Origin of the sequence: Thalassospira sp., assembly GCF_002709775.1 — a bacterium.
In the GTDB taxonomy this organism is placed as follows: domain Bacteria; phylum Pseudomonadota; class Alphaproteobacteria; order Rhodospirillales; family Thalassospiraceae; genus Thalassospira.
The window spans coordinates 77,201-86,363 of record NZ_PAQR01000064.1; the positions used below are offsets into that span (position 1 = coordinate 77,201).

8 protein-coding genes are annotated in these 9,163 nt (G+C 56.7%); 6 read left to right on the plus strand and 2 right to left on the minus strand.

Going from position 1 to position 9,163, the window contains the following annotated elements:
• Positions 1–3: 3 nt before the first annotated feature.
• The 3 genes from CMO10_RS19330 to CMO10_RS19340 are packed head-to-tail and all read left to right on the plus strand — an operon-like array spanning position 4 to position 3,789.
• Positions 4–282, plus strand: coding sequence for a sarcosine oxidase subunit delta (locus tag CMO10_RS19330; protein WP_297025025.1), 279 nt, complete (start codon positions 4–6; stop codon positions 280–282).
• On the plus strand, positions 279–3,254 hold the full coding sequence (locus CMO10_RS19335) for a sarcosine oxidase subunit alpha family protein (RefSeq protein WP_297025026.1): 2,976 nt from the start codon (positions 279–281) through the stop codon (positions 3,252–3,254). The genes CMO10_RS19330 and CMO10_RS19335 overlap by 4 nt, the downstream gene beginning before the upstream one ends.
• Positions 3,247–3,789, plus strand: a complete 543-nt coding sequence (locus CMO10_RS19340; protein WP_297025028.1) for a sarcosine oxidase subunit gamma — start codon at positions 3,247–3,249, stop codon at positions 3,787–3,789. The genes CMO10_RS19335 and CMO10_RS19340 overlap by 8 nt, the downstream gene beginning before the upstream one ends.
• 19 nt (positions 3,790–3,808) lie before the next feature.
• Here CMO10_RS19340 and argE read toward each other — a convergent pair whose 3' ends face one another.
• On the minus strand, positions 3,809–4,987 hold the full coding sequence (gene argE / locus CMO10_RS19345; RefSeq protein ID WP_297025030.1) for an acetylornithine deacetylase: 1,179 nt from the start codon (positions 4,985–4,987) through the stop codon (positions 3,809–3,811).
• Positions 4,984–5,751, minus strand: coding sequence for an NAD kinase (locus tag CMO10_RS19350; protein WP_040824675.1), 768 nt, complete (start codon positions 5,749–5,751; stop codon positions 4,984–4,986). Before CMO10_RS19350 ends, argE begins: the two co-directional genes overlap by 4 nt.
• 200 nt (positions 5,752–5,951) lie before the next feature.
• Here CMO10_RS19350 and CMO10_RS19355 point away from each other — a divergent pair, with 200 nt between their 5' ends.
• From CMO10_RS19355 to CMO10_RS19365, 3 genes are all read left to right on the plus strand, one after another.
• Positions 5,952–6,698, plus strand: a complete 747-nt coding sequence (locus CMO10_RS19355; protein WP_297025032.1) for a TetR/AcrR family transcriptional regulator — start codon at positions 5,952–5,954, stop codon at positions 6,696–6,698.
• A 155-nt stretch (positions 6,699–6,853) separates the two neighbouring features.
• On the plus strand, positions 6,854–7,789 hold the full coding sequence (locus CMO10_RS19360) for a sulfurtransferase (RefSeq protein ID WP_297025033.1): 936 nt from the start codon (positions 6,854–6,856) through the stop codon (positions 7,787–7,789).
• A 92-nt stretch (positions 7,790–7,881) separates the two neighbouring features.
• On the plus strand, positions 7,882–9,093 hold the full coding sequence (locus CMO10_RS19365) for a YeeE/YedE family protein (protein ID WP_297025035.1): 1,212 nt from the start codon (positions 7,882–7,884) through the stop codon (positions 9,091–9,093).
• Positions 9,094–9,163 lie beyond the last annotated feature (70 nt).

Sequence of the window (9,163 nt, forward strand, 5' to 3'; positions counted from 1 at the left end):
GAAATGAGTAGTCTTGTCAAATGTCCTCATTGTGGTCTGCGCCCGAAAGAGGAATTCACGGTTCGCGGCGAAGTCGCCACCCCGCGCCCAGACGCTGGTGCAGAGGAGGCCGTTTGGTTTGATCATGTTTACCTGCGCGATAATCCGCGCGGCGAGCATCGCGAATACTGGCACCATTCCGGCGGCTGTCGTCGCTGGCTGGTTTTAACCCGCAATACCCTGACCCATGAAACGTCCGAGGTGGTTGACGCCAGTACCCTCAAAACAGGGGGGGCGGCATGACCAGTTTCCGGATTGATGGCGGTACGCTGATTGATCGCAATGATGTGCGCCGCTTCAGCTTTAATGGCGAAGCCCTTAGTGGCTTTGGCGGGGATACGGTGGCATCCGCCCTTCTGGCCAATGGCCGGCAGCTGGTCGGGCGCAGTTTCAAATATCACCGTCCGCGCGGCATCCTGACTGCTGGTGCGGCTGAGCCCAATGCCCTTTTGACCATCGGGCGGGACGGGCGGCGTGATCCCAATACCCGGGCCACCATGGCCGAACTGTTTGACGGGCTTGAAGCCAGGTCACAGAACTGCTGGCCGAATGTCAAATTTGATATCGGGGCGGCCAATGGATTGTTGGGACCGCTTCTTGGTGCCGGGTTCTATTACAAGACATTCATGTGGCCGGCGGCCTTTTGGGAAAAGTTCTATGAACCGCTGATCCGCAAGGCCGCGGGCCTTGGTCGGGCAAGCTATGATCCCGATCCCGGTTATTACGAAAAATGCTGGGCGCATTGTGATCTTCTGGTGATCGGGGCAGGGCCGGCTGGTTTGGCGGCAGCCTTAACCGCCGGGCGGGCGGGCGCACGAGTGATCATTGCCGATGAAGGCGCGCAACTGGGCGGTGGCTTGCTTGCCGAAGGAAGCCCGATTGGCGGCAAGCCGGCCGATGCTGTGCTTGCCGATATCGTTGGTGAATTGCATGCGCTGCCTAATGTCGAGATCAAGAAACGCACCACCGTTTTTGCAGCTTATGACGATCAGGTCTTTGCCGCGGTCGAGCGTGTGCAAAAACATCTGCCCGAAGGCGAGATCAATCCGCATCGTGCGATGGAACGCTTGTGGCGCATTGTTGCGCGCCAGGTGGTGCTGGCAACCGGCGCAGAAGAACGTCCGATTGTCTTTGGCGGTAATGATCGCCCGGGTGTGATGATGGCAGGTGCCATGCGCACCTACCTTAATGCCTATGGTGTGGCGCCGGGCAAACGCGTGGCGCTGTTTGCCAATAACAATCAGGCCTATCAGACGGCGATGGATCTTGAGGCACGCGGGATTGATGTCGCCGCGATTATCGACCCGCGCACTTGCCCGAACATTCGTTATGAGGGCAAGGCGCGCATGATCGCCGGGGCGATGGTGCGCGATACCGCTGGTCGCAAGGCGATCAAATCGATCACGGTGCGTCATGATGACGGCCGTGATGAAGTCATTGCGGTTGATGCGCTTGGGGTATCAGGCGGCTATAGCCCGATTGTCCATCTCGCCTGCCATCGCGGTGGAAAGCCCGTCTGGTCGGATGAACATGTTGGTTTCATGCCGCCAGAAAACACAGATGGCATGACGCCTTGCGGGGCGGTTGCCGGGAAGATCGGTATTGTCGATTGCTTTGCTGCTGGTGGTGCTGCGGCCGTCAAGGCGTTGGCCGAGCTTGGTGTGATGGGTGAGGCGGCAACGCTTCCGGGTGTGACGCAGGGCGACGCAACAGTTGATCATGTCCAGCCGGTCTGGTCTGTCTCCTCGACCAAGGGCAAGGCGTTTGTTGATTTCCAGAATGATGTCGCGGTATCTGACATCACGCTCGCCATGCGGGAGGGCTATGACCATGTCGAGCTTGCCAAGCGCTATACCACCAACGGCATGGCAACCGATCAGGGCAAGACATCGAACGTAAACGCCATTGGTATTCTGGCCGAGAACAAGGGTGCCTCGCCGGGCGAAATCGGCACCACGACTTTCCGCCCGTTCTATACGCCGGTGTCGTTTGGCGCGCTTGTCGGCGCGTCCAAGGGCATGGAGTTCCAGCCGGTGCGCAAATCACCGCTGCATGGCTGGGCAGAACGCAATGGGGCCAAGTTCGTTGAAACCGGGCTTTGGTATCGCTCAAGCTGGTTCCCGAAAAACGGCGAGACCTTCTGGCGCGATAGCGTTGATCGCGAAGTCAACACGGTCCGGACCAAGGTCGGCATCTGTGATGTTTCGACCCTTGGCAAGGTCGAGATTTTTGGCGCCGATGCGGCAGAGTTCCTAAACCGTGTTTATTGCAATGCCTTTCTTAAGCTGCCAATCGGCAAAGCGCGCTATGGCATTATGCTGCGCGAGGATGGCTTTGTGTATGATGACGGCACGACAAGCTGTCTTGGCGAAAATCATTACTTCATGACGACGACAACCGCGCTGGCAGCTGGCGTTCTGACCCATCTTGAATTCTGTGCGCAGGTGCTGTGGCCGGAGCTTGATGTTCGTCTGGCATCGGCAACTGATCAATGGGCGCAAATGGCGATTGCCGGGCCGAAGTCGCGTGATGTGCTGAGCAAGATTATTGACGAGGATCTCTCGAACGAGGCATTCCCGTTCCTGGCCGCGCGCGAAGTCTCGATGTTTGGCGGGCGGCTTAAGGGGCGGTTGTTCCGGATTTCGTTCTCTGGCGAGTTGGCCTATGAAATCGCAGTGCCTGCCGGATATGGCGACAGCGTTGCCGATGCAATTATGACGGCTGGCGAAGAATTCGGCATCGCGCCCTATGGCACCGAAGCACTTGGTGTCATGAGGATTGAAAAAGGCCATGTCACCCACGCCGAAATCAATGGCACCGTCACACCGGCGGACCTTGGCATGGGCAAGATGGTCTCGGCCAAGAAGGATGACTTCATCGGTCGTGTCATGAACCTGCGCGAAGGGCTGGTCGATCCAAACCGTCCGAGCCTTGTCGGCATCAAGCCGAAATCAGCATCTGACAAGTTCGCTACTGGATCGCATATCCTCAACCCCGGTGATGCCGTCAGTCTTGCCAATGATCAGGGTTATGTCACCTCGATGTGTCATTCGCCGACATTGGGGCACGCGATTGGTTTGGCGCTGGTGAAAAATGGCCCCAGCCGCCATGGTGAAGAAGTTGTTATCTGGAATGGCCTGGCCGGAACGACGGTAACCGGCATCTTGTGCGATCCTGCCTTTGTTGATCCGGAAAATGAGAAGCTCCATGCGTGATTATCCATTAAACAACCGTTGCGCATTCCCGCACCCTGATGCGTCGGGCGCAGGTGCCTCGATCAATCTTGTTCCGGTCAAGGACGGGTTTGTTTTTCATGTGCTGGGTGATGCCAAAACCGATGAAGAAGCCCTGAAACAGGCGATTGCAAAGATCGCCCCGGAGCTTGGCGGCGATGTGCGGAAAGCGTCCCCCGGTCAGTGGTTCTGGGTTGGAAGCGTTGATGTTTCCGATGGCAGGCTGGCGGAGATTCAGGCGGCGCTTTCCGGACAATTCGCACTGGTGGATCAGACCCACGGGCGCTTGCGGATCGTGTTGTCCGGAACGTCATCGCGCACGGTTCTGGCCAAGGGCACCATGGTCGATTTGTCTGCTGATCAATATGCCATCGGTCAGTCGGCCATGACGCAGATCGGGCATATCGGTGCAATGATCACCCGCATCGAGGATGACAGTTTCGAGCTGATTGTTCTGCGCAGCTTTGCCGGCAGCCTTTGGGATGAGTTGCAGCACATGGCGGCCGAGTTTCATTAACCCGGCTGTCTTTGTTGCGTTACTTGACCAGGACAGCCAGCAGCTTGTCGAGGAACACTTCACAGCGCCCCAGCTGATCCAGTTCGATGAACTCGTCAGGTTTGTGGGCCTGTTCGATATTGCCCGGGCCACAGACCACCGTCGGGATATCGCCAAGGGCCGAGAACGCACCGGCTTCTGTCCCGAAGCTGACCTTGCCGGTGGTGTTGGCCCCCGTCAGTGCCATGACGAGTTTGGTGACTTCTTCGTCATCGCCGGTGGCAAGGCCCGGCATGTCGGAAATGACTTCAACCTCAATGCCGACATCGTCATAGATCACGCGCATTTCGGGCTGCAGGGTGTTTTCGATATAATCGTAAATCTGCGCCTTCAATGCCTCGCGGTCATCATTGGGCAGATTGCGGAATTCAAAATCGACAAAGCAGTTCTGCGGAATGATGTTGAGCTGCGTACCGCCCTTGATCACGCCGGTATGGAAGGTGGTGTGGTTTGGTACGAATTCATCATCATGCGGGCCTTCTTCGCGGCATTTGCGGCCAAGCTTGCGCAAATAGACAACGAATTCCGATGCAAATTCGACGGCATTGACACCTTCGGCCGGAAGGGAGGAATGGCCCGAACGGCCGGTGAAATGCGCACGGGCGGAAAACTTGCCCTTGTGCTGGGTGATGACCTTCATCTCGGTCGGTTCACCGACAATGCACATGGCCGGTTTGTGCGGCAGATTGTTGATCGCCTCAACCAGGCTTGGCACACCAAGGCAGCCAACTTCTTCGTCATAGGTAAAGGCCAAGTGGATCGGGACGCGCAGATTGGCGTTCTTGAACGTTTCCGCCTTGGCCAGCAGGCAGGCCAGAAAACCCTTCATGTCACACGCACCACGACCAAACATCCTGTCGTCGCGGATATCAATTTCGTACGGGTCCGATGCCCAGTTCTGGCCTTCGGTCGGGACCACGTCGCTATGGCCTGACAGGATCACACCGCCATCCACCTTCGGGCCAATGGTGGCATAAAGGTTGGCCTTGGTATCCGTCGGATCGCGGACCACCAGCGTGTCATAACCCAACCCGTCAAGAAATGCCTTCACCTCGTCAATCAGCGCCAGATTTGGCGTCATGCTGACGGATTGGTGGCGGATCAGTTTGCGGCACCATTCAATGGTATCTTTGGACGGGGCAAGAGCGGTGGTGGTCATTCGACGAATTGTTCCTTGAGGATACGTTCTTCAAGATTGTGTTCCGGATCAAACAGCAGCTTGATTTTCATGCTGCGATCTTCGCGGATTTTCACGCTGGAGACATCGCGAACCTCGGTATAGTCGGCCACGGCCGAAACCGGGCGCTTTTCGGGGTTCTCGATCTGGAAAACGACTTCTGCGCCATGGGGCAAAAGTGCGCCGCGCCAGCGGCGCGGACGAAACGGGCTGATCGGTGTTAGCGCTAACAGCCCGCTTCCCATCGGCAGGATCGGACCATGGGCCGACAGGTTATAGGCCGTGCTGCCCGCAGGTGTGCAAACAAGCGCACCATCACAAACAAGTTCGGCCAGACGTTCAACGCCATCGACCTTGATGCGAAGCTTTGCCGCTTGACGGGTTTCACGCAAAAGCGACACTTCGTTGATGGCAAGCGCACACAGGCTTTCGCCCGAAACGGTGTGGGCTTCCATCTGAAGCGGATGAAGTTCGACGGTCTGGGCCTCGGCAATCCGGTCGGTCAGGTTCATTTCCCGGAATTCATTCATCAGGAAGCCGACCGTGCCCCGGTTCATGCCATAGATCGGCACCTTGCGCCCCATATAGCGGTGCAGGGTTTCCAACATGAACCCGTCGCCGCCAAGGGCCACAATCACATCGGCCTTGTCTGGCGCGATATGGCCGTATCTGTGTTTTAGCCGGTACATCGCATCCTGTGCGATCTTGGTTTCGGCTGCAACGAAGGCGATGGAATCAAGCTGCATCTACGATCCAACAGATATTTGAGGCGTGCCCGAAAGGGCATGGGCGAACAATAGAGTACGCTTTGATCTGAATTGCAAGGGCTGCATGATCAAGCCCCCTATACAGAGGTTTCGATTGAACTGCAGTATTATTGACGTCACGAAAAAAACAGTGGAACCTGATATTTACGTCCGGTTCAAATCAAAAACAGAACGGCTCAATGTCAAAAGAACCTTTCAGCTTCTCTGCCGCCCTTGCGCGTATTTCACGTCCTGATGAAAATCATGACGATGACGTTCTGGAAGTCGGTGAAAGCATGGAGTTTGATGGTTCGCTTGATGCCGCGTCCGAAACCGCACTGGTCCCCAAACGGGTCCGCAATCCTGACGCTACCCGCCAGAAACTTCTCGACGCCGCCTTTGGTGAAATCAGGCGTGCCGGATTTGGCGGGGCTTCCATCAGTAATATTCTTGAGCAAAGCGGCTGTACGAAGGGTGCGCTTTATCATCACTTTTCGGGCAAGGCCAAGCTGGTCAATGCCGTGATCGAGGAATGCCTGCCGGGCTATGTTGACGAAGTCTGGCTTGATGATCTTGATGGGGCAGATGACATTCTGCCGGTTTTGATGGGGCAGGTCGATCGTCTGGGTGGGGAAAACGCCCCGGACCTGCTGGCGGGCGGCTGCCCGCTTGCGCGTTTGGCATCAGGGGCGGGTGAGCTTGATGAAAACCTGCGCAAGCGTATTGATGGTGTCTATCGCTATTGGCGGCGCGGGTTGGCTTCGCATATCGGCAAGGCGCAATTTAATAAAACCGTGCGCACCGATATCGAACCCTCCGCCGTCGCCGAATTCGTCATCGCCACCTTGCACGGGTTCCTGACACGTCCGCCAGCCTTGCGCAATCTGGAAACCCAGGATTCATTTGCGCGCGAATTTGCCCGCTATCTGAATAATCTCCGTCCCTGAAAATCATTTTTTTCGAGATACATAGCCCGAAATGAACTGCTTCATGATCATATAGAACATAAAAATAGTGTATTAATGAATCTATTGACATTTATTTCTGTTCAATTAGGTATAATGCACAAAATCATGATGAATTGATCATTGGAGACAGTCCCATGCGTTCCCTTATCCTTTCTGCCGTTGCGGCAGTCACTTTTGCCTTTGCCGGCAGTGCTGCGCAGGCGGAACGCCTGACCGAACAGCCGCTGGTCGATGCCAACTGGGTTTCGGAAAATCTTGATAACCCGTCGCTGGTCGTTGTCGATATTCGTTCGCTGACCAAGGAAGGCAGCCCGTATGAGGCTGGCCACATTCCGGGTGCGGTTTATGCGCCTTATGGCAAGTTCGGCTGGCGCGCAAAGGTCAATGACGTGGTTGGCATGCTGCCGCCGGTTGATGTGATTTCCCAGCGCATCGGTGCGCTTGGCATCGACAATGACAAACAGGTTGTTGTGGTGCCGGCTGGTGTAAACAGCTCGGACTTCGGTTCTGCGACCCGTGTCTACTGGACCTTCAAGGTTCTTGGCCATGACGCCGTTACCATCCTTGATGGTGGTCAGCGCGCTTGGCTTGCTGCTGGCAAGGAAGTTTCGACCGATCCGGTCGCACCGAGTGCTGTTGCGTTCAATGCCGATTTCCGTCCTGAACTTCTGGCAACTGCCGATGATGTTGCCAAGGCACGCGCCGAAGGCATCGAGCTTGTTGATGCCCGCCCGGTTGCACAGTTCACCGGTCAGGCCAAAAGCGGCGTGGTTGCGCGTCCGGGTGCCGTTCCGGGTGCGAAAAACATCCCGCAGTCGAAATTCTATAGCGATCAGGATGGCGCCTTTGTTGCTGCTGACGTGATCGAGGGTCTTGTTGCTGATGCCGGCGTTTCTTCTGATGCCAAGGAAATCACCTATTGCAATACCGGCCACTGGGCATCGGTTGCATGGTTCGGTCTTTCCGAAGTGATGGGCAACAAGAACACAGCCATGTATGATGGTTCCCTGACCGAATGGGCAGCTGACCCGAACCGTGAAATGGTGATCCCGGAAACCCCGGGTTCCTGATCGGCTCCTGACAGCTTCGAACATTTTGGACGGAACCGGTCACCCGGTTCCGTTTTCATTTAAGTATCTGATTTCAGTTATTGAGCCTCACCATGTCTGAAACGACCCTAAAAGCTAATCCGGGAAATCCGGGTTTTACCTTTGACAAGGGCCCGGCTGCCATCACCGCCGTCCTGTTTGTCATTGTCGGTATCGCAATTTCACAGGCCGTCGACCTTAAGCAGGCTGTTCTGTATGGCCTTGGCGGGTTGCTGGGCATTGCGCTTTATCATGCGTCCTTTGGGTTCACCGGCGACTGGCGGCGGTTTTCCGTTGAAAAGCGTGGCCGTGCCCTGCGCGCGCAGCTTCTGATGATTGCGGTTGCGGCGGCGGCCTTTATCCCGATGCTCTCGCTTGGTAGTCCGCTCGGCGGATCTGTTGTCGGGGCGGTGGCGCCGGTCGGGATGTCGGTTCTGATCGGGGCGTTTCTGTTTGGTCTTGGCATGCAGCTTGGCGGTGGGTGTGGTTCTGGCACGCTGTTCACCGTAGGCGGTGGCAGTGCGCGCATGCTGCTTACGCTCGTTTTCTTTATTATTGGTGCGGTGATCGGCACAGCCCATCTGCCGATGTGGTTGGAACTGCCATCCCTGCCGCCAATGAGCCTTGGCCGTGAATTTGGTATTGGCGGTGGCCTTGCCGTGACCTTTGGCGGTTTGGCGCTGGTGGCGCTTCTGACCGTGTTCGTTGAAAAGCGTGCCCATGGTGGTCTTGAAGTCGTTTCAACTGCCCCGCGCGAAGGCCTTGCGCGGTTTTTCCATGGTCCGTGGCCGCTGGTCTGGACCGGCTTGCTTCTGGCGGGCTTGAATGTTGCGACGCTTCTTATTGCCGGGCATCCGTGGTCGATCACCTTTGGCTTTGGCCTGTGGGGCGCAAAGATCGCGCAGGTGATTGGTATTCCGGTTGAAACCTGGGAATTCTGGAACTGGGGTGGGCCTGCGCGTGCGCTCGGTAACTCCGTCTTGCAAGACAATACCTCGGTGATGAATTTCGGCATCGTGATCGGGGCTGCCTTTGCTGCCGCCCTTGCGGGCAAATTCGCGCCAAAGGTTTCCGTTCCGGTCGCATCCCTTCTGGCGGCGGCAATCGGCGGTCTTTTGATGGGCTATGGTGCGCGTCTGGCCTTTGGCTGCAATATCGGTGCGTTCTTTAGCGGGATCGCTTCGGGCAGCGTGCATGGCTGGTTGTGGTTTGCGCTGGCCTTTGCCGGTAGCTGGGTTGGCATTGCGCTGCGTCCGATCTTTGGAATGGATGGTTTCCGGAAATGAGCGAGAAAAACACACTTCTGTTTGGTGCGGTCTTCCTTGCGGCAACCGGTGCCGTTGCGCTCGATCACTA